Annotated in this window: 11 protein-coding genes; 8 read left to right on the top strand and 3 right to left on the bottom strand. The window is 56.5% G+C overall.

The window, feature by feature from the left end:
* Nucleotides 1-1,470 precede the first annotated feature (1,470 nt).
* Nucleotides 1,471-3,831, top strand: coding sequence for a PKD domain-containing protein (locus FFS30_RS24135; protein WP_212742571.1), 2,361 nt, complete (start codon nt 1,471-1,473; stop codon nt 3,829-3,831).
* On the opposite strand, the gene FFS30_RS23495 is transcribed toward FFS30_RS24135, so the two are convergent.
* The 3 genes from FFS30_RS23495 to FFS30_RS23485 form a co-directional block, all read right to left on the bottom strand.
* Entirely contained in the window at nt 3,754-4,215 is a 462-nt protein-coding gene (locus tag FFS30_RS23495; protein WP_137915646.1) for a hypothetical protein, read from the bottom strand. The two genes, FFS30_RS24135 and FFS30_RS23495, sit on opposite strands and share 78 nt — an antisense overlap.
* Before the next feature lie 281 nt (nt 4,216-4,496).
* Nucleotides 4,497-7,556 carry a serine/threonine-protein kinase gene (locus FFS30_RS23490; RefSeq protein ID WP_137915645.1) on the bottom strand — a complete coding sequence of 1,020 codons (3,060 nt, stop codon included), beginning with the start codon at nt 7,554-7,556 and terminating at the stop codon, nt 4,497-4,499.
* Nucleotides 7,511-8,047, bottom strand: a complete 537-nt coding sequence (locus FFS30_RS23485; RefSeq protein WP_171014833.1) for an ECF-type sigma factor — start codon at nt 8,045-8,047, stop codon at nt 7,511-7,513. Before FFS30_RS23485 ends, FFS30_RS23490 begins: the two co-directional genes overlap by 46 nt.
* A 347-nt stretch (nt 8,048-8,394) precedes the next feature.
* Between FFS30_RS23485 and FFS30_RS23480 the strand changes: the two genes are divergently transcribed.
* The 7 genes from FFS30_RS23480 (at nt 8,395) to FFS30_RS23450 (ending at nt 20,926) form a co-directional block, all read left to right on the top strand.
* Nucleotides 8,395-9,408: a LacI family DNA-binding transcriptional regulator gene (locus FFS30_RS23480; protein WP_137915643.1), complete on the top strand. Its 1,014-nt coding sequence runs from the start codon at nt 8,395-8,397 to the stop codon at nt 9,406-9,408.
* Between the two features lie 611 nt (nt 9,409-10,019).
* Complete coding sequence (locus FFS30_RS23475) at nt 10,020-11,510, top strand: GH1 family beta-glucosidase (protein ID WP_343182338.1); 1,491 nt, start codon at nt 10,020-10,022, stop codon at nt 11,508-11,510.
* Between the two features lie 115 nt (nt 11,511-11,625).
* Entirely contained in the window at nt 11,626-14,904 is a 3,279-nt protein-coding gene (locus FFS30_RS23470; protein ID WP_171014832.1) for a TonB-dependent receptor, read from the top strand.
* A 122-nt stretch (nt 14,905-15,026) separates the two neighbouring features.
* A complete protein-coding gene (locus tag FFS30_RS23465) occupies nt 15,027-16,439 on the top strand; it encodes a sugar porter family MFS transporter (RefSeq protein ID WP_137915640.1) in 1,413 nt (470 codons plus the stop codon).
* A 133-nt stretch (nt 16,440-16,572) separates the two neighbouring features.
* Complete coding sequence (locus tag FFS30_RS23460) at nt 16,573-18,240, top strand: alpha-glucosidase (protein ID WP_212742570.1); 1,668 nt, start codon at nt 16,573-16,575, stop codon at nt 18,238-18,240.
* A gap of 109 nt (nt 18,241-18,349) precedes the next feature.
* Complete coding sequence (locus FFS30_RS23455) at nt 18,350-19,318, top strand: glycosyl hydrolase (protein ID WP_137915638.1); 969 nt, start codon at nt 18,350-18,352, stop codon at nt 19,316-19,318.
* A gap of 489 nt (nt 19,319-19,807) precedes the next feature.
* Complete coding sequence (locus tag FFS30_RS23450; protein WP_137915637.1) at nt 19,808-20,926, top strand: hypothetical protein; 1,119 nt, start codon at nt 19,808-19,810, stop codon at nt 20,924-20,926.
* Nucleotides 20,927-21,297 lie beyond the last annotated feature (371 nt).

Below are 21,297 nucleotides of genomic sequence, written 5' to 3'. Positions count from 1 at the left end.
GGCTCGCGTTCACCGACACTTTCCCGGCGGGGATGACGGTGGCATCGACGCCGGCCGGCGCGCAATGCGGCGGTTCGGTGACTGCGACGAACGGGAATCCGGGTTCGGTGTCGTTGAGCGGCGGCAGCCTGGCTGCCGGAGCGACGTGTCAGATTCAGGTGATGGTGACGGCGCCCTAACCGGGGATGCGGTAACTCGCGGTTGAAGTAAGGCGCTGCGTTGAAAACCAGCCGCAGCCGCGTTGCACTTTCTTCACTTCGCACCGAGTTCGTGCGCAATATCTCTGCTTTGCATGCCTTCTCCATTCGGTGATTGATGCAAGCTCAATATCACTCAACCGTTGGCACTTGGTTCTCCGATCCGATGGTGGACGCGGCTGCGAAAATGGGTCGGATGTGGGCGAGGGCCCTTCTAGTCGAGACTTCCCGTCCGTTGACGTGGCGCTGCTTTCGGCGCAGCCATAAGTCCCGAGCTCGTCGCCGAATGCGATGACAAATGGCTCGAGGCGTTGCTTAAGCGGCTCCGGTGACTTTGAAGAGGGGGACTTATCTATTGCATTCGAGAAGAAAAAGAAACCCGCAGCGTCTGGAGAAAGCTGCGGGTCGAGCGCGGAATTGCCGCCACATGTACCCCATACTAAGTACGGAAGAGCAAGACAAAAACCGTCATGGTTCGTCTTGCGGTGCCACTGTTCAGTTATCGACCATTGGTATGGCTCAGAAAAAACATACCTCGCGGTTCCGGTGTGAGATCGCCGGTCAAGCCAAATCCCTGACGGCCACTCCAAATTGCCCCATCCCGGGCCACTCAAAATGCTCTATCGAAAGCGGACGTGGAGTATTTGAGGTGGCCATGTGCGGAATATTTGGGGTGACCGTCAGGGAGCCAAATCCACTGCGTCGCCCAAGCCGATCTAACATTGAAGTGGGCTCCAGCAGCGAAATGACCTGCTGTGCAACGACAAAGATTCTTTGGAGCACGACTGATCGATCAGGTGTTTGTTTGCTTGCCGGCCATCCTTCACCACGCGGGAGCATCTGCTGACGCCGATAACTTCAGCGAATAGGTATATGCATCCGCCAATGCAAAGTTGTTCGCGGATCCTCGCAGGAAACGTAGGTCTGCGCACTGGAATGCTGATGCAAGGGCCGACAGACCTGTCGTTGGCTATGCCTTCGTGCGATACCGTGTAGATCACAGCCACTTGCTTCAGCGCGAGCGGTTCCGTCATTAACAACTGTCCTGATACGAAAATCGTAGAGGCTAATCAAAGCTACGCATGAAGGTTTTCACGATTGTTTCGCGTACTTCATAGTTGCTACGGATTGTTTACTCAATTGTGCGAAGTGTTCCTTGCGCCTCGCAACGTGGCTTTGGGGTTGATTGCTTTCGGGGCAGGTAAATGCCGCGATTACTGCGTGCTGCGGGGAGCGCGGCGCGTTCTATTGCGCTTAACTCCAGGAGAGATGCATGAAGTCGAATGCAAAAACCGGCGAGCGTTCCCTGCTCGCCGTTGCGTGTGCCGCCGGTTCAATCGGTTTGTTTGCACTGTCACCCGCTGTCGCGGTGGAGGTTTATCACGGGATTGTGGCCAACCCCACTTCTGAAGCACTGCAAGCCTGGCACGAAAATCTCAAGGCGTTTCCACCCATCGAAGAAGGATGCTTTCATGCCAATTATCCCAATTTGGTTTGGGAGCGGGAACAGTGTCTACCTGTGCCCACGTATCGATCTCCCACTTATGGGAACAACTCGACAACCTCGCCCAATGGTCCACGTGGGATAAGCTTCGGCAACGCGGCTGCGGATAGCTCCCCTGCAGGAAGCGGCGGCGCTGCACCGGAGTATGTCGGCGATGGGCAAGATTATGCTGCAGCCACCTCTGGTACAACGACTTCCGCCACGGGAAGTTTTCCATCTGTCATAGGCGTTACTTCGGAAGCGGATACCTCCGGGGCAATCATAAATCCTGTCGATTTTGGGCCAGGCGGTGCTGGTTACACCATGCAGATCAATACCAATAGCAGCCCGGCTTCAAGTTCGTTTTGCTCCAGCCTCGGATATCCTTCAGGCTGTAAAACTTGGGAGCAGTTCATATACGCGACGGACTATGGCACCACCCAAGCTGGGTTTAATACGGGTGTAACCGGTGCCCAAGCGTTTATCCAAAATTGGATATTTCTTTCGTACACGGATTACCACTCGGTGGGCTGCCCGGCAGGATTTGTTGCCGCCGATAACACCAACTATGGCTGCGCAAAAAATAGCCCTGGAGTTTCCGCAACCAATGTTCCTGGCAACAAGCTGGCGCTCGTGAAATTGTCGGGCTCAGCTTCGACAAGCGGGAATGACACGGTCACTTTTACTTATGGCACGACCGCTAAAGCGGTCAGTCAAAGTGGTAGGACTCTGAATATCGGCGCCACGTGGAAACAGTCGGAGTTCAATGTGGTAGGCAATGCCGGCGGATCGGTAGCTTCGTTTAACAACGGATCATCGATTACGGTGAAACTGCAAGTAAATGATGGAACGCAAAATAGCCCAGGCTGTGTCATTTCGGGTTCGACGGGAGAAACCAACAATCTGATTCTATTTCCCTGCGTAGCCAATGGCGGAGCGGCGCCTTACATTCAGTTCACGCAGTCTCTCGGGCAGTTGCTCGACAATCCGAGCTTTGAATCGAAATTGTCGCCTTGGGCAGGATCGAGCACGAATGCGAACGGTTCGGTGGATTGCTCGGGAGGCTGTTCGGGCTTTACGGGAGTCACGGAGGCGTATGCGAGCACGGCGAGCAACGGCTTTGCCAAGCTCAACGGTTATGGGGCGGCCTATACGGACAAGCTCTCGCAGAGCGTAGCGATCCCGGCGAGCATTGCCAACACGGCCAATACCTCGTCGGGTACTCAAACGATCAGCACGTTGACAGTGACCACTGCAACGCTACAGTACTACCTCCATATCACCACCGACGAGACGACTACGACAGATGCAAACGACACTCTGACCGTGGGGGTATACGATGGCTCGGGCAATCTGCTAAAAACATTGGCGACGTACTCGAACCTGGATGCAAATTCGAAGTACGTTCCCTATGCACACGATCTCTCGGCCTACATCGGCCAAACTGTGGTCATCAAATTTGTAGGCACAGAAAATACTTCGCTAAAAACTACATTTTTGTTGGATGACGTAACCTTGTTGGCGGTACCCGCCCCTAGCAGTGCAGACACGCCCACAGCGAAATTTACTTCCGCCTTAAGTGGCCTGACGGCTACGTTCACGGACGCGAGTACCGCTGCTTCAGGCGACACAATCGGTTCGCGTACCTGGACCTTCGGTGACGGCACCACCTCGACTGAGGTCAGCCCTGTTCATGCTTACGCGAAAGCTGGTGCGTACACTGTAACCGAGACGATCAGGAACGCCACGAACGGGCAGTCAAGTTGGACTACTCAAACCGTCGATTCAACGATTGTCAACGATACATACAGTCAAATTCAGTATTCGCCCGCGTTTAGCTACAGCAGCAATCGCAGCACGGGCGACTACGACAAAGACATTCACTACACGACAACCAATGGCGCTTCCGCTACTTATGCGTTCACCGGCAGCGGCATCGACTTCATTAGCGAAAAGTATTCCGATGAAGGCCTGATCGCCGTGTACATCGATGGCGCGCTAGTGCAAACCGTCAATGCCAGCAACAGCACGCGCTTGGCACAACAAGTTCTGTATACGCAAACGTGGACGTCTTCAGGGAATCATACGATTAAAGTAGTGAAGCAGAGTGGCACCTATATGCTCGTGGACGCATTCCGAGTGCATCCATGAGCGGCGCCGAAACGGGTTGATAGCAGCTACAAGGCCTCGCGAAGAACAATGGCCATCTTTTGATGGGAAGCCGGCGATGGCAGGGCTCTGATTGAAATGGAGCCCTGCCGATCGCAGATAGCTGGGCACAGCATGCTCGACTATCGCTTCGGTGAGCACATCGATCACATCGTTGCTGCGAATCTGCCGGGCAAGGGGCAGAGCTAGATACGCCTGGCCGTGCTCGTCGATCAGCATCAGGATCTTCAGTACTCGCCCATCATGCGTGGGCTCCATGACAAAGCCCCAGCTCCAGACGTGATGTCGATACTCCGGACGAATACGACGATACCCGTACCTGCCGTACTGCCTCGCCAGTTCAATCACCGCTGCGGTCAGTGGCAACTGGGGTTCCCTCGGAAATCAAGCTAAAAGTGACGGTCTAAATGAAAGACCTACCTTCCGATGGTAATTTTGAGCCAACGAAAAGGCTTGCGGGAGATCACACAGAAAGTGACGGTCTACAAGAAAAAGTTTTTACAGATCAAAGCCGAAGATTCGAGCCCCGAAGAATCCGCGCAGGAGATCGCACAAAAATGACGGTCTAGCCTACATCGCAGCACGCTCATAGATGAATCGTTAGATTCACAAAAGAGGCGCCTGAAAGTGTCAACACTCTGGCTGGCCTAATTCGCACCGAGTTCTCGCGCCGCCAATTTTCGATAGAATGGATCGGCCGTCGGGGTTTGCAGAATTTCGTGGGCGTAGGTGCGGATAGACGAATCATCTTGAGAGGCCGCGATTGGGTGGCCCTGTACTTGCCGCCTGCACAACCCTGCCATCAATGCCGTGCCGGTGATTTCGACGCGCGCATTTGGCGTCTTGCGTTCAAGCTGCTTCTTGAGCGCCTCTAGGTCATCGAGGGCACTCTCGTTGCAGCGCTGCTGCAAATAGTCCAGTTGTGCGAGCACAGCGTGTGCCTGGAGCACTCGACTGTCGTCGGTCGGTAGGCTGGAAGGCGCGAATCCCAATACCGTTTTCGCCTGCTCGCGCGCCAAATCATGGTGACCGGCATCGCGTTCGGCCTTCGATAGCTCGAGGATAGCAGCAAGCGAAGTAAAATTTCGCTCACCCTTGCTCGCGTTCAAATCGTTGATAGCGCGACGTAGAAAAGGTATTGCTTCCGTCGGACGACCAACCCTACGAAGAGCTTGACCGAGCCGAATCGAAGCAAGCGGGATCACTGCCGGTATGTTCAAATTTTCGGCGCGTACGAGGATATTTCGCGCTTCAGTTTCCGCTTGCGCATACGCACCGTAGTCCAGTTGAACATCTATCAAGGACACAGCCGCACTGAAGGCGTATGCATTGTCTTCGCCGTACTTTGCTACGAAGATCGCATGCGCATGTTCGGCATAGGGCAAGGCATCCTGCGGTTCGGACTGCAGATTTTTCAGATTTGCCAAAAGTTGCAGATTGTATGCAAACACATGACTTTGCTTATCGGCGCGTTCTCCGAGTACAAGAGCCCGCATAAGGACCCGTTCTGCCTCTTCAAGTTTCTGCTCGAGCAGGAGCACCCTGCCCAGTGCGCCCAACTGAGCAATGTATTGCGGATGCGTTTCCCCAACTACGCGCTTCTGTCTCTCGACATTGTCCCGCAGCAAACTCTCCGCCTCGGCTACTTTGCCCATCACAGATAGATCGTCGGCGAGTTGCCCTTGCAGGAGGGCTCTCTCCGGATCGTCCCAGGGCAGAATGGAGGTCGCAATCGTCAGAGCCTCGCGCACGTACATTTCTGCATTTACGAGTTGTCCATGCTTCTCCATTACCCCGGCTAGGGCCGCCAAGGTGGCGACGAGTTCGCGCGGCCGGGTTTCGCCCTGTGCGCGCGCAAGTCCGAGGGCTTCACGCAATAGTGCCTCGGCCTGTTCGTCGCGATCGCTCCGATACTCTAGACTGCCGAGTGCTCGCAGAGCGCGTACGAGCAAAGTGCGCTGCTCTGGCGGAAGTCGCCGCTGCGCCGCGATGATGCGCTCCAGCAATGTGCGTGCCTGATCGGAATTCGTCCGGTTCAAATAGATTGCGTTTGCAATGTCCAGATCTAACTGCATGGTCGATACAGCATCGCTGCCGTACGTCTTCATAGCGATGCCACGGGCCTTATCGAGTATCGTCAGTGCAGTGTCGTATTCGCCCAGGTTGACGTAGACGTTGCCGAGCGTGCCGAGCAGTTGCGCCTGCAGTTCCGGCGGCGCATCGAGCCAGTTTTCCGCACGCCGCGCGCCGATGTCGACGAGTTCGACCGCATCGGGAACCTTACCGAGCGTGCGCTCAGGCGAGGCGGCCTTGAACAGGTCGAGTAGAAAATCGCGCGTTGCGACGGCGGTGCGTGACTGCTGGTCCGCACGCTCGGCCTGCAAGCGCAGCTTGTAGCCAAGCCAGGTCATCCCGATCAGCGCCGTGAGCAGACACAGGAACGCGACCGCGGCGAGGCCGACGGGGAGGCGGTGCTGGGCGACGAATTTGCGCAGGCGGTAAGTGCGCGCGCCTTCCACTGCGAGCACCGGTTCGCCGTCGAGGTAGCGGCGCAGATCGTCGCCGAACTCGGCGACGGTGCGGTAGCGTGACTGCGGCTCCTTGCGCAGCGCCTTGGCGACGATGGCCTGCAGATCGCCGCGCAGCACGCGCTGCAAGGCGCGCTCGTTGAGGCCGCGCTCGGCGGCGATGTCGGCCGCGGCAGGAGGTTCGGCGGAATGCAGCCGAGCGCCCATTGCCGGCGCGTCGCGTTCGAGAATCTCGCTTAACAGGTCGAATTGAGCGCCACCATGACTGCCGTAGGCGCGGCGTCCGCAGAGCAGTTCGTAGAGCAGCAGGCCGAGTGCATGCACGTCGGTCGCCGTGGTCGCCTTGTCGCTACGGATCTGCTCGGGGGCAGCATAGGCGGGTGTGAGCAGGCGCGCGCGCGTTTCGGTGGCGAAGGTCTCCGAGTGTTCCTCGTCGAGCTGCTTGGCGATGCCGAAGTCGAACAGCTTGACGGTGCCGCTGCGATCGACGAGGACGTTGCTCGGCTTGATGTCGCGGTGGACGACGGAATGACTGTGCGCGTATTCGACCGCTGCGCAGAGATCGAGCAGTAGGCGCAGGCGCTCCTCGATGCCGAGTTTGCGCGCATTGCACCATTGGATAAGCGGCTCGCCGTCGACGTACTCCATGGCGAGCCAGGGATGGCCTTGGTCGTCGAAGCCACCGTCGATCAGGCGGGCGATGTGCGGATGGGAAAGACGCGCGAGGATGCGGCGTTCGCGCGCGAAACGCGCCTGCGCTTCGCCGTGGAGTTTCTCGCTGCGCACGAGCTTGAGGGCGACGGTCTGCTCGAACGGCGCGTCGGCACGCTGGGCGAGGTAGACCACGCCCATGCCGCCGGAGCCGAGCAGGGCAGTGAGGCGGTAGGGGCCGATGCGCCGGCCAACCAGTTCCTGGATCGGATCATCGACCTCAAGCTGCAGATTTCTGGCAAGTGTTCCGAGCGGACGGTCGAGAATGCCGCCGAGTTGCGCATCGCGGCGCAGGAGTTCGCGGAGTTCTGCCGCGGTCTGCGGCGCATCGGCACAGGTCGTGTTGATCCACTCCTGGCGCGCGGTCTCAGGCTGGCTGAGTACCTCGTGCAGCAGGGCTGCGATGTCGCGGTTCAAAAGAACTACCCCGTCATGTCGCGGTAGAGCAGAGCGCGTGCGGTGCGCCATTCGCGCTCGATCGTGCTTAGCGATACCTCGAACAGTTTGGCAATCTCGGAAAAGCCGAGGCCGCCGAAGAAATGCAGATCGACGATTTGCGCCAGACGAGCATCGCTGGCGCGAAGTGATTCGAGGGCGTCGCTCAACCGCATTGTCTGGACGGCGTCCAGAGCTCCTTCCTCGACTAGGCTGTCGTCCAGGGTGACGATGGCTTCGCTACTGCGCTTATTGGCTTTTAGATAGCGTGCATGATCGACAATGATCTGGCGCATCGCAGCCGACGCGATGTTGAAGAAGTGCAGGGCGCTGCTCGGGGACTGGGGCGAGCTGCTGAACTTCAGGTAAGCCTCATGGACCAGCCCGGTCGTATTGAGTGAGCTGGTTTGGTTACTCGCTAGCAGTATGCTGGCACGCTTGCGGAGATCGGCGTAGATCTCGCTGAACAGCGTATGCGTAGCCGGGAGGCCTGAAGGCACGCTATCGCGTCGCGACTCGGTCATAAATTCACAATGGAAGCGCCGCCGGCCCCCCCCGACCACTGGAACGACCCGCCCCCCGATCCTGCCAGCGCGTGGCACTCCATACAGATTCCAACCAGAAGATGGCAAAGGTGAAGGGTTCGGTTGCATTTTTACGTATCTGTAAAAGAATTGGCAATCGATTAATGTGTGAAATTCGTCTCACCATGCGAGTCGCAGCTTATTGCGCTCGGCACCTGCCATATGCGCGCCTTTCAGGTGCCCCGATGCGGTGTTTCGTCGGGATATCGTAGAACAATGCGGCCGAACAAGCAGGAGAATGACGATGAATTTTTGCGCGAGTCGCATTCCTACGCAGGCTCCGGGACATGCCGGCAAGAATTGAAGATGTCGCGACCCATGCGGGCGCATCCATCAAGACCGTCTCGCGAGTCCTAAACGGGCTACCAAGCGTTCGCCCCAAACTGCGCGCGAGGATCGAAGCCTCGATCCGTGCCCTCAACTACATACCGAACCCGTCGGCGCGGAGCTTGGCCGGCAATCGTTCGTATCTCATCGCGCTGCTTTACGACAATCCTACTGCCGGCTCCAACTACATTATGGAGCTGATCGTCGGTGTGCTCATGGCGTGCAAAAACACTCCTTATCACGCAGTGCTTCATCCATTTGAGTCTTCGGACGATCCGGTTGCCGCGATCGATGGTTTTGTCGCTCGGCATCGCCCCGAAGCCGTGATCCTGGTACCGCCACATGCAAACAACGTCGAGTTGTTACAACGTCTCGATCAGTTGGACATCCGCTATTCCACAATCTCGTCGAAATCGGGCCGGACATGTCTCGATGTGGGATTCGACGAGCGCAAAGCAGCGGCTGAAATCGTACGGCACCTAGTCGAACTGGGACATCGGCGCATAGGTCACATCACGGGCCTCAAAGGGCACGGCGCTCGCACATGGCGTCTGAACGGATATCGCGATGCTTTGCACGATGCCGGCATCGATTTCGACGCAAGCCTTGTCGTGGAAGGGGACTTCACTTTTGCATCAGGCATAGCTGGTGCCAAACAGTTGCTGGACCTACCCAAAGCGCCGACGGCGATATTTGCGGGCAACGACGATATGGCCTGCGCTACGGTGCGCGAAGCCTATGAACGAAAACTATCCGTGCCCGGCGATCTTTCCGTTTGCGGTTTCGACGACACCCCCGCCGCTCTGCTCATGTCGCCTGAGCTGACGACCGCACATCAGCCTTGTCGTGCAATGGGCCGCCTGGCGGTCGAGCATGTTTTGAATTCCATCGGCAGTCCCGTCATACGGAAAAAGGTCCAGGTCCCGTATCGAGTTCAACAGCGCGATTCCACTGCCGAGCCCAAATCACGTTGAACGTCGTTTCCGGCGGCGTTTTCATTCTGCAGACGAGTTGAGTTGTATGCAGGAAGTACATAGCGGGGAGTGAGCTAAGCAATCTGCATCCTTGTCCGTACGCCATGGTACGAGAGTAGTCCTCGCGTCCACCGCACTCGGTGTCTTGCAACACGCCAAAGCCCGGAGCAACCCACCAGCCAACTTCGATGAAGGTTTGAGGCGCCTTCTTTCGTATTAGTTGGTTAGGAACAGGAAAAGGAGAGCCGTGCTTACTTCGGGCGCTCTTCGCCAAGCGTCTCTTCTACAGGGGTGGGCCGGTTTCGTGGGCAATAGTGACCTATCGGTGCCGGCCCATTGTTTTCTCGCGAAATGACAGCGCTGGAACATTTGACCGGTGCCGCGTAATTGCTTGATTGAGATTTGGTTTTTGACGACTTGGAAGAACCGGCCTATGCAAATCCGGCAGTTCGTTTTCAACTTGGCGCCGATGTACCTGCACCGCGCTCCGCAGAAGGAGCGTCGTCTCGAAAGGAGACTGCCCTTTACGCATCCCCTGCCTCTCGGCGGCCCAATCAGAACGATTGAATCTCACCGAAAGGCCCTTGCGATGACGCTTGCCCACAACTGAAATGAGTAGGACTTCAATGCGTCGTCGCGATTTCATGCGGTTTGCTTTGGCCTTGGGCGGCAACGCCTTGCTGACGCAGACTGCGCTAGCCGAAAAACTGCCGGGCGAATCAGTAGTCGGTTCACCTAAAGGCCGCATCGGTGAATTCCCCAAAGGCTTTCTCTGGGGCGCGGCGACGGCAGCCTATCAGATCGAGGGCGCTACTCATGTCGACGGACGCGGCGAGTCGATCTGGGATCACTACGTCGGAACGCCTGGCAAGATCAAGGGAAGCGCCAATGCCGCCGTTGCTTGCGACAGTTACCGTCGCTACGCCGAGGACGTTGCGATCGCCAAACGTCTGGGCATGCAGAGCTATCGCTACTCGATCGCTTGGCCGCGAGTGCAGCCGCAGGGCAGCGGCATAGTCAATCAAAAGGGTTTGGACTATTACCGCCGGCTCACCGACGCGTTGCTTGAAGATGGCATTCGCCCGTTGCCAACTTTGTATCACTGGGATTTGCCGCAGCCACTCGAAGATGCCGGAGGCTGGCCGGAGCGCGACACGGCACAACGTTTGGCCGATTACGCTCGGATCGTCGTCGACGCGCTCGGCGATCGCATCGATCAGTGGGTCATCTTCAACGAGCCCTACATCTTCACCGTACTCGGCTACGCTCAGGGCATCCATGCACCGGGACGCAAGGAACCACTTGCGGCGTTGCGCGCCACGCATGTCGCCAATCTTGCTCAAGGTTTGGTATATCGAGCGATCAAGGCATCGAGGCCACGCGCGGAGGTGGGTAGCGCGTACAACGTCGCCCCGGTCGTGCCCGCCACTGCTTCGGCCGCGGATCGCGCCGCAGCCGAGCGGCAAGACAAATTCGGCAATTTGTGGTTCGTCTACCCGGCGCTCAAGGGACACTATCCCGCGGGCGTCTTGCCCTCCGAGCGGCAGTCCGAATTGCTGGGCTTCCGTTCCGGCGATGAAGAAATCATGCGTGCACCGCTCGATTTCATCGGGCTGAATTACTACTCATGCAGCTATGTGCAGGAGGATGCGCAAGCTCTGATTCCAGGCCTCGGTACAAAGTCGTTTGAGCCGAAGAAGCGCGTTTCTCAGGAAAAGACCGACTTCGGCTGGGACATCTATCCGAAAGGTTTCTACGACATCGTCACCGAAATGGCCGGGCACACCGGCCGCATTCCAATCGAAATTACCGAGAACGGTGCGGCTTACAACATAGGGCCTTCCGCCGATGGCGGCGTGCACGATGCCAAGCGCATAGCGTACGCGCGTGCCCACCTTCTCGAATTGTCGCGTGCGATCCGCAACGGAGCGCCGGTGCGTGCGTACCACCATTGGAGCCTGCTCGACAACTTCGAATGGAGCGAAGGCTACACGCAACGCTTTGGCTTGATCTATGTCGATTTCGAGAACGGGCAGAAGCGTCTGCCGAAAGACTCGGCGGCGTGGTACGCGAAAATCATCGCAGAAAACAAAGTCGTCTGAAGGGAAAAAGCAAAAAAATCGGTAAGTGAAAGCCGATAGAGGGGATTTGAGATGTACAGGGCCGGCGTCGCGCCGATAGAGCTCAAACATTCATCGAATACTTGGGAGGAGCATAGTGAAAAAGCAATCCGCGTTTGGGCATAAAGGCCCCGCCAATCGATATCGCCAATTGTCTTGGGCAATCGCGGCGGCTCTGTTCGCGTCTGCGCAACTGCATGCGCAGACGTCATCGACTACGCCGCAGGCGAGTGAACCGAGCGCCGCATCAGAAAAAAAGAAGGGCAGTTCAACAACTCAGCCTGGAGGGCAGGATACGCAGGCTAGCGATGCAGCCGCCCCCAAGGAATTGGGAGGAATAACTGTCTCGGGCTATGCCGCAAGTTTTAGTCGCGCGCAGGCAGCCAAACGCTTCGCGGACACCGTGATCGATGCGATTTCGGCACAGGATGCTGGTGCATTGCCGGACCAATCGGTTACCGAAGCCTTGCAGCGTGTACCGGGCATCACGGTCTCCCGCTTTGCGACGCCCACGGATCCGGATCACTTCTCGGTGCAGGGTTCCGGAGTGACCTTGCAAGGCTTGAGCTACATTTCCACCTTGTTCAACGGGCGCCAAGTGTTTTCGGCAGGTACCGGCTCGGGATTGAATTTTTCGACCGTTTCGCCCGAGTTGATCAGCGCGGTCGAGATCGTCAAAAATCAGACCGCCGATCAGGTCGAAGGCGGTATTGCCGGCTCGATCAACCTCATCACGCGCAAGCCGTTCGACTCCAACAAGGACAGCGTCTATTTCTCCACGGGGATCACCTACGGCGAAAACGAAAAGAAGCAAGGCCCCAATTTCACCGGCATGTTCGACAAGAAATTCGAAACGTCGATCGGCCGCTTCGGCATTGTCGCTGGCATGTCCTTCGATGATGTCCCTACGTATTCGAGCGGCAAGGAAATTCGTGACTATCAGACGCGCTGGGGCGGCAACAGCGTACGCAATTTCACCGAAGGCACCAGCTACGCCGACAATTACCCGGGGTTGACCGCCAATCAGACCGTATACGCTCCAGACGGCGGTGGGTTTCGTAACAGCGATCTCGATACGCGTCGTGTAGGTAGTGTGCTCGCGTTGCAATGGGAAAACCCCGAAAAAACGCTGCAGGCCACGTTCAACTGGGTACGCGCTTCTTCGTATACCAGCCGCCTGGAACATACGTTTCTGGCCAACGGAGGCAGTTGTGGCACCGACAATTTCGCTACGACAAACTGCGATATACCAAGCAGCAACTCGCCATACGCGTTCGACAGCCAGGGCAGGCTCCTTTACGGCACCATCACTCAACCCAAGCCATCCAATCTCTTGAGCTTCGGGCCCTACAACGTTGGTGGTGTGCCCACTCAAGCGGGAACATTTGCGAGCTACGATCGCAGCACCGTCAACGACGTCAGTCTCAACGTGAAATGGGAGGCGACCGACCGCCTGCATTTGACGTTCGACGCACAGAATGTTTTTGCGCGCGACAAGAGTGCTTCCGACTACGCCATCGCTCAAACCAAGGCGAACTGGGCTTTGGATTTGCGCGACAAGGATTCACCGGTCATCGCCGCGCTTGCGCCGGACGGTTCGTCCACGGCTCAGTATTTTGCCAATCCTGCCAATTGGTACTGGGCGTCATCGGGCGAGGCACGCGGGCGGGACAACGGTACCCAACGGGCCTTCCGTGCCGACGGGATTTTCGACCTACCTGGCAGCGACAGCGGTTTTTTCAAGGCGTTGAAGTTCGGCGTCCGTTATGCCGATCGCGCCGAGACCGTACGTGGAATCTACACCTATGGCGGGTGGCCAGGTCCTTACGCCGATCCTTCCCACGCGCAAGTCATCAGCCTCGCCGACTTGCCCAAGTATCTCCAATCTATTCCATTGAGTCTGAAATCGTTCGATGGTGCGACCGGCTATGTCTTGCCGTACGCAAATTTCGACCCGATTCAACAGTTCGCCACTCTGGTTTCCCTGAACAACGACATATGGCAGCTTTTCAAGCAGCGCGGCGGTTCATATGGGCAATACTGGCAGTTCCTCACTGACCGCACGGATCTCGTACCGGGCACACTTTTCCCCCGCGGAAACGTATACAGCAACGAGGAAAAGACCAAGGCCGGCTACTTGCGTTTGGACTTCGGCAACGAAGGCACCGGTTTCCTTGAGGGCCTGCAGATTACTGGCAACGCCGGCGTACGCTACGTGCGTACTTACGAGTATTCATCGGGAAATTTCAATTATCCGTTGCTGACACTGGGTAAGGACCCCGACGGGAACCCGTATACCCCTGCGGGTTATTGCGCGAGTCAGACCAGCACACCGCTACCCAATACCTTCTGCTATCCCGGATTTGATCAGCAGTCGTATCTGAAATTTGCCAACGGTGCGTACACCAACGTAACGAATAGCAACGTGTTCACGAACTGGTTGCCGAGCTTCAACATAAGTATCGGCTGGACCGACGATCTCATTACACGCTTCGCTTGGTCGAGATCGCTATGGCGGCCGCCCCTAAGCCAGACCTCGAGTAATAGTGGGATCAGCGGTCTGTATGGTGGCTCGCAGTTGCTCGTGAATGTGGCCACCACTACACCTACCAATCCGCCTACACCCAGCAATCCGTTTCTCGAACCGATCAAAGCGCACAACTACGACGTGACGACGGAATGGTATTTCGCGGAAGGCAGTTCGTTGACCGGCACCATCTTCTACAAGCAGCTCACCGACACCATCCAGAACGGCGGCAACTTGCCGCCAATCTACTATCCGGTGACCAACAACGGCGTGACTTATACGGCCAGATTCACACCAGGTCTGTTCAACCTCAGTCAGCGAGGCATTATCAAGGGCGCAGAAGTTGCGTACACGCAACTCTACAAATTCCTGCCGGGTTGGTTGTCCGGTCTGGGGACACAGATCAACTACACCTATATCAAGAGTCAGGGATTCAACTACGGCCCCACCTTTTTTTGCCCCAATCAGTATGACCAGAAGAACGATTGCAATAGCCAATACTCTTTGCCTCTCCAAGGTCTGGCGAGAAACACCGCCAACGTAGCATTGTTCTACGACAACCAAACTTGGTCAGCGCGCTTGGCGTACAACTGGAATTCGCGCGTACTGGTCACGAACGAGGATCAGACGTTGCCGTTCGCGCCCGTGTACAGCGGTCCCGCCGGGTATCTCGACGGATCGATCATCTATTCGTTTTCCGAACACATGAAGTTCGCTTTCCAGGTGAGCAATCTGCTCAATACGCAGACCAAAACCTACTACGTGATCAATCCGGAAGGGCTGCAGGTGCCGAAGTCCTGGCTGCGCAGCGAGCGGCGCTATAACGCGGCGTTCCGTTTCACGTTCTAAGACTCCGCCCCCGGATAGCTGCAAGAAGGCAACACCGGCACCGGAAAGCGGTGCCGGGAGAAAAATGTCCGCTACCGAGGGTGGTCAGCTCGCAACAATACTTCTATTTGGACACATCGCTCATGCATGTCGGCTCAGTGGCTTCTGCGTCATCCACGTCGGCACTTCAGCAGCAATCAACTCGAGGAGCAATCTTCGTGTGCGTGCTCGGTGCATTGGCCGGGCTGATGTTCGGTTTGGACATCGGGGTCATTTCCGGAGCCGTTCAGTTCATCCAAAAGGATTTCGGCATCGGCGACCACGAAATAGAGTGGATCGTGAGCGCAATGATGTTGGGTGCAGCGATCGGTGCACTCGGGGTCGGCTGGATGTCGCAACGTCTTGGTCGCAAACGCTCCTTGATTCTCGGCGCGACTCTCTTCCTGGCTGGCTCCCTTATGTGCGCAGCCGCGGCGTCCCCGTCGATACTGATCGCTGCACGCCTTGTATTGGGTCTCGCGATCGGCATCGCAGCGTTTGCCGCCCCCCTGTATCTGGCCGAAGTCGCACCCGAACATGTGCGAGGGGCCATGATCTCTCTGTATCAACTCATGATCACCATCGGCATTTTCGTCGCGTTTCTCTCCGATACCGCTTTCAGCTACTCCGGCAGTTGGAGGTGGATGCTCGGAGTCATCGTTGTTCCTGGCATTCTGTTTTTGGTCGGAGTGCTTTTTTTGCCAGAAAGTCCGCGCTGGCTGCTGATGCGAGGATTCGACAAGGATGCGCTTGACGTCCTTCGCCGCCTGCGTGGCGACGAGGCGGCGGCGGAACGGGAAGCCAATTCGATTTTCGAGCAATTGCGTCAACCGCAGGTCGGTTGGCAGATGTTTCGTGAGAACTCCAATTTCCGCCGCTCGGTCTGCCTCGGTGTTCTGCTTCAGTTGATGCAGCAGTTCACAGGCATGAACGTAGTGATGTACTACGCGCCGCGCATTTTCGAAAACATGGGATACGCCACGACAGCGCAGCTTTGGTTTACTGCAGCGGTAGGGCTTACCAATGTACTTGCGACATTTATCGCCATCGCATTCGTCGACAAGCTGGGGCGAAAGCCAATTCTCTATGCTGGATTCGTCGTGATGGCTTTGGGTCTCGGAGCGGTCGGCACGATGATGTACATCGGCATTGGAACTCATGGCCAACAGATGTTCTCCGTGACGATGCTGCTTCTGTTCATTGTTGGTTTTGCCATGTCGGCAGGTCCTTTGGTATGGACACTCTGCTCCGAAATCCAACCCCTGAAAGGCCGTGACTTCGGCATCGGCTGCTCAACAGTAACCAATTGGGTCGCCAACATGATCGTGGGCTTTACTTTTTTGTCTCTGCTCAACGGGATAGGGAGTCCTGCGACATTTTGGCTGTACGCAGCCCTGAACCTGCTATTCGTCATCCTCACGTTTGTATTCGTGCCTGAGACCAAGGGTAAGACGTTGGAGCAGATAGAGCGGAATCTAATGAGCGGCCGTCGTTTGCGAGATATCGGCCGAGATTGAGATCTACGTTCCCCCGGGAAGGAAAGCGGCACGAAATAAAACGTCACGTGCGTCTTCGCATTCGCTTTGTCAATTGCAAATCATCATTTATGGGAAACAAATGCTTCTACGATCCGCATCACTAATTTTCAGCATGTTGCTGGCGTTGCGAGCGGGCGCAGAGCCCGTGGGCAAGAGTGTCGATGCCGAAGGTCATCAATGGTGGCAGCACGCAGTATTTTACGAGCTGTACCCGCGCAGCTTCGCCGACAGCAATGCTGACGGTATTGGCGACCTGAATGGCATCACCTCCAAGCTCGACTATCTGCGCAACCTCGGCGTTGACGCGATCTGGATCACGCCCTGTTTTCCTTCGCCGCAAGTCGACTTCGGCTACGACGTGTCCGACTACCGCGATATCGACCCGATGTATGGAACGCTTGCCGACATGGACAAGTTGATTGGAGCGGCCAGACAACGCGGCCAGCGTATCGTGCTCGATCTGGTCGTCAACCATACGTCGGACCAGCATCCCTGGTTTCTCGACTCGAAATCTTCTCGTTCGTCCAAGTATCGCGACTGGTACATCTGGCGCGATGGCAAGAAGGACGCACCGCCGAACAATTGGATCTCGCTGTTTGGTGGTTCTGCGTGGCAGTTCGATCCGACGACCCAACAGTATTTCTACCATTTCTTCTACAAACAGCAGCCCGATCTCAATTGGCGCAATCCGCAAGTCGCCGAGGCGATCAATGATGTTACGCGCTGGTGGTACCGCCGCGGCATCGCCGGGTTCCGCCTCGATGCGGTCGATACTTTGTTCGAGGATCCCCAACTGCGCGACAACCCGGTCGAACCGGGCAAGAACAAGTATGGCGACCCAAATACAAAGTTCCTCTACAACAACAAACTGCAGACCGAAAATAATGCAGTGTTGCGCGGTCTGCGCAACACTGCGGACCAGTTCGGTGCTGTATTGATAGGGGAGACCTGGACCACGGGTGTCGACGAATTGAAGGCATATTACAGCCCCGACGGCGGCAATCTGCAGATGCCGATGTTCGTTTCATTTGCAACGACGCCAGATCTCTCTGCGAAGGAATTCCGCGAAAAGATCGCAACCGTGGAGGCTACTGGCGGATGGCCAGTGTATGTGATCGGCAACCATGACATACCACGGGCAGCGTCGCGCTACGGGAAGAGCGTCGCCGATAGCGACATGGTCGCCAAGCTGCTCGCCGGTATGTACCTGACTTTGCGGGGCACGCCGATCCTCTACTACGGCGAAGAATTGGGCATGGTCAATACCGATCCTGCACGTCGCGAAGACGTCAAGGATCCGATCGGTCAACTCGGCTGGCCAGAGGAAAAAGGTCGCGACGGCGAACGTACGCCGATGCAGTGGACGCCGGGCGCGAACGCAGGCTTCACGACGGGCAGCCCGTGGTTGCCGGTGCCGGAGAGTGCGCGTACGCGCAATGTCGAGACCGAATCCGCCGACCCGAATTCGGTCCTGTCATTTTACCGCAAGCTTATTGCATTGCGCAAAACACATTTGGCGCTACGCGACGGCAGTTACACAGCACTCAATCAGAACGAAAAAAATGTACTTGCGTATACCCGGAGCTACAAGAAGGAAACAGTGCTTGTGCTGCTCAACATGACCGGCAGCGAACAAAAGGTGCAGATCAACGTACCGGGCTACAGCCTGAGTAAGGTCACGCTGCTGCTAACGGCAAACAGTCACGCCAGAAAGCTGCAGCTCGTGGGCGACACGAGCCTGCCACCCTATGCCGTCTACATCGCACAGCTCGTGAAATAGGTCGCCAAGGACGGAGCATCGCAACCTAGGGGACGGGAGTCGTAGGGCAATTTTCTGAAACAGTATTCGGGCGTTTGCAAAATCAACAGTCAACTCACGGAGGGAATTCATGTCAACCAGCTATTCACGTAGAAAGATGTTGCGTCAGACGGCCGGCCTTGTGAGCTTGGCTTCACTAACGTTTGCCGGCCTTACTCCGGCGATCGCCAGCGCCAATCCGGATAAGCCAAAAAAAAATGAGTCTCAAAAGAGCGCCAAACGAGGGATTGCTTACGATTTGGCTGACCCTAACGATCTGATTGCTCTGTCTCCAGGGGTGAGCTGGTGGTACAACTGGAGCCCCAGCCCCAATGCGAGCATCGGAGAGAAATATCCGAAAAAGTTCGATATGGATTTCTATCCGATGCTGTGGAACGATCCTGCCAATTACGATCTCGACGAGCTGGTGCACTACCTGCGCAGCCATCCTCACATAGATCACTTGCTGGTGCTCAACGAACCCAACCTGACAGACCAGGCGAACTGCACGCCGGACGTCGCAGCCCAACTCTGGCCGGGTTACGAAGAGGTAGCGGCGCGGGCCCGTGTGAAAATCGTGGGTCCGCAGATGACCTTCGGCACGATGCCAAATTACGGAGATCCAACTGTTTGGATGGATGCGTTCTACGCCGAGTACCAAGAGCGCAATCAAGGACGGCTCCCACGTATCGACTATTTGGGCATCCACTGGTACGACTTCGGCCTGACCTTCATTCTCAATTACATGGCGAAGTACAACAAACCGTACTGGGTCACCGAATTCGCCAATTGGCACACAGAGCAATATTTTTCGATCAACACCCTACAGCAGCAGATTGATCAGATGACGGATATGGTCAACACCTGTGAAACCCGGGACGATGTTTTTCGCTATGCCTGGTTCACCGGTCGCTTAAGCCCCGACCCTCACTACACAAGCCTCCTGGCAGGTCCTGGCCAACTGAGCCAACTCGGCGAGCACTACATCAGTTTGCCATTCACGTACGCCAATTCGCAGAACGATGAAGCGGACGACGAGATTAGCGCCGCCTCCGCGTAGCTCGCTCATTTCGTTAGCATGCCTTCAAGATAAACGTTTGGATCACAATCCTTGCGTTTCGCCGCTCCGATCAACTTTGTATCCGAAAGAAGAAGTTCGCCGATACTCGCGAAGCTGGCGAACAGCCTTTTTTCCGAGAGCTAAGGTTTCAGAAATAATGAGAGAAAGCTTCACCGGGCTAAGAAGCATTCGATGCTTGGGAACTCACGCTGTAAGGCTAATTTCGTTGCTGACGCGGCGACCGAAAGTGATAGGTAAATGCCTACTTTCTTCGCCAAATTCGCCGCCATCTATTCAGCCGCTTTCCATGAAGGTTTTGGCGGCCATTTTCCGTACATTAGCTTTGTGTTTCAAATTATCGATTGCGCATCCGTTGTTTTTATTTCGCGATGCGGAATCGCATGTGTTCGGGGTCTGTGGATATCGTGGTTGCTACGCGCCGTGCGAGGACCTGGCGCGTCTTATCGCACTTAACTCTAGGAGATATGCATGATGTCGAATGCGAAGTCTGGGAAGCGCTCCGCGCTTGCGGTTGCTTGCGCTATCGGTTCAATGAGTCTGTTTGCGTTGACGCCAGCCGATGCTGCGGAGACTTATCACGGTATAGCCGTCAGCCCAGCACCCGAGGCGCTGCACGCATGGCATGAAGGTCTCAAGGCGTTCCCGCCGATGGAAGAAGGTTGCTTTCATGCAAGCTACCCCAGCCTAGTCTGGGAGCGGGAGAGCTGTCTGCCACCTCCCGCTTCCGAATCCATTACGCCTATACGGCGATCCACGAATGGAGCAAGCGGAACTGTGAATGCCGTGGCCGCGGCGAACGCCGACGGCGTCGAAAGCAACTCGGGTGAATCGCCGGAAACGGCGGGGTCGGGGTACGACTACATAGCCGAAACGTCAGGTTTGACGACCTCGGTAACCGGCAGCTTCCCGACTGTTACCGGCGTCACTTCGGCGAGCACGGGCAGCTATACCCTGCAACTGAACACCAATATGAGCAACGGGCCGTCGGCTCTCTGTAAAGGCTATGGATACGGGACGAAGACATGCCGAACATGGCAGCAATTCATTTATGCATCGACCGGTGAGTACACCGTTCCCGGACCCGCGCAGGCATACATCCAGAACTGGCTATTTCCGTTGCCGAGCAAATGCCCGAGCGGGTGGACGCGTTCCGTTCAGGGAGGGGGGTGTTTCAAGAATAGCTCCGCAGTGACGGTGGATACTGTTGCTCTCACCGATCTCGCAAACGCGAAATTGACGGGCGCTGCATCCGTCAGCGGCAACGATAGCGTGACGTTCTATCACGGCACGACGGCGAAGGCGGTGAATCAAAGCGGCAGCACGCTGGATATCGGCTCTACCTGGAACGCATCGGAATTCAACGTGGTGGGGAACGGTGGCGGCTCGGGATTGACTTTCAACTCGGGTTCTTCGCTGACTGTGCGAATTCAAGCGAATGACGGCACTTCCAACGCTCCGACTTGCTTCCACTCCACTCCGAGCAATCTTTTTTCGGGTTCGACTGCAGAGGGCAACAACTTGACGCTTGGTGCGTGTACTGCCACGGGTGGGGCGGCACCCTACATCCAGTTCACCGAATCGAACTGATCGTGGTGTGAGCGCTTTGCGCTCGTCGGCCGGACTGAGGGCAACACGCTCTCAGTCCGGATCGAGGGGCGACGCGCGGGGTTTTCCGATGCGTGTTTGCCGCACTTTCACATATCTGTAGATTGAAGTTGGCAATCGGATGAAAACGAACGAGCAGTCATCTGCATCGGGGGCGAATCATTTGATTGACAAATCGAAAATGATTTCGCGTTCGCGATCTTTGGAGGAGTAGTTTTTCTTGCAATAAATCCGGCAGCGGTCCCTGTGTACCACAAATCGATCGACGTCGATCTCGTTCTTGATGAGCGAGAAGATCCGATTCTCGTCCGCAGCTGATGAAAAGCGCGTTTGGTCAGCCGCCACGATCTAGG

It is taken from the genome of Rudaea sp. 3F27F6 (genome assembly GCF_005503555.1).
Classification (GTDB): Bacteria; Pseudomonadota; Gammaproteobacteria; order Xanthomonadales; family Rhodanobacteraceae; genus Rudaea.
Note: the sequence above shows the minus strand (reverse complement) of the source record. Positions and strands in the feature narration are given on the sequence as shown.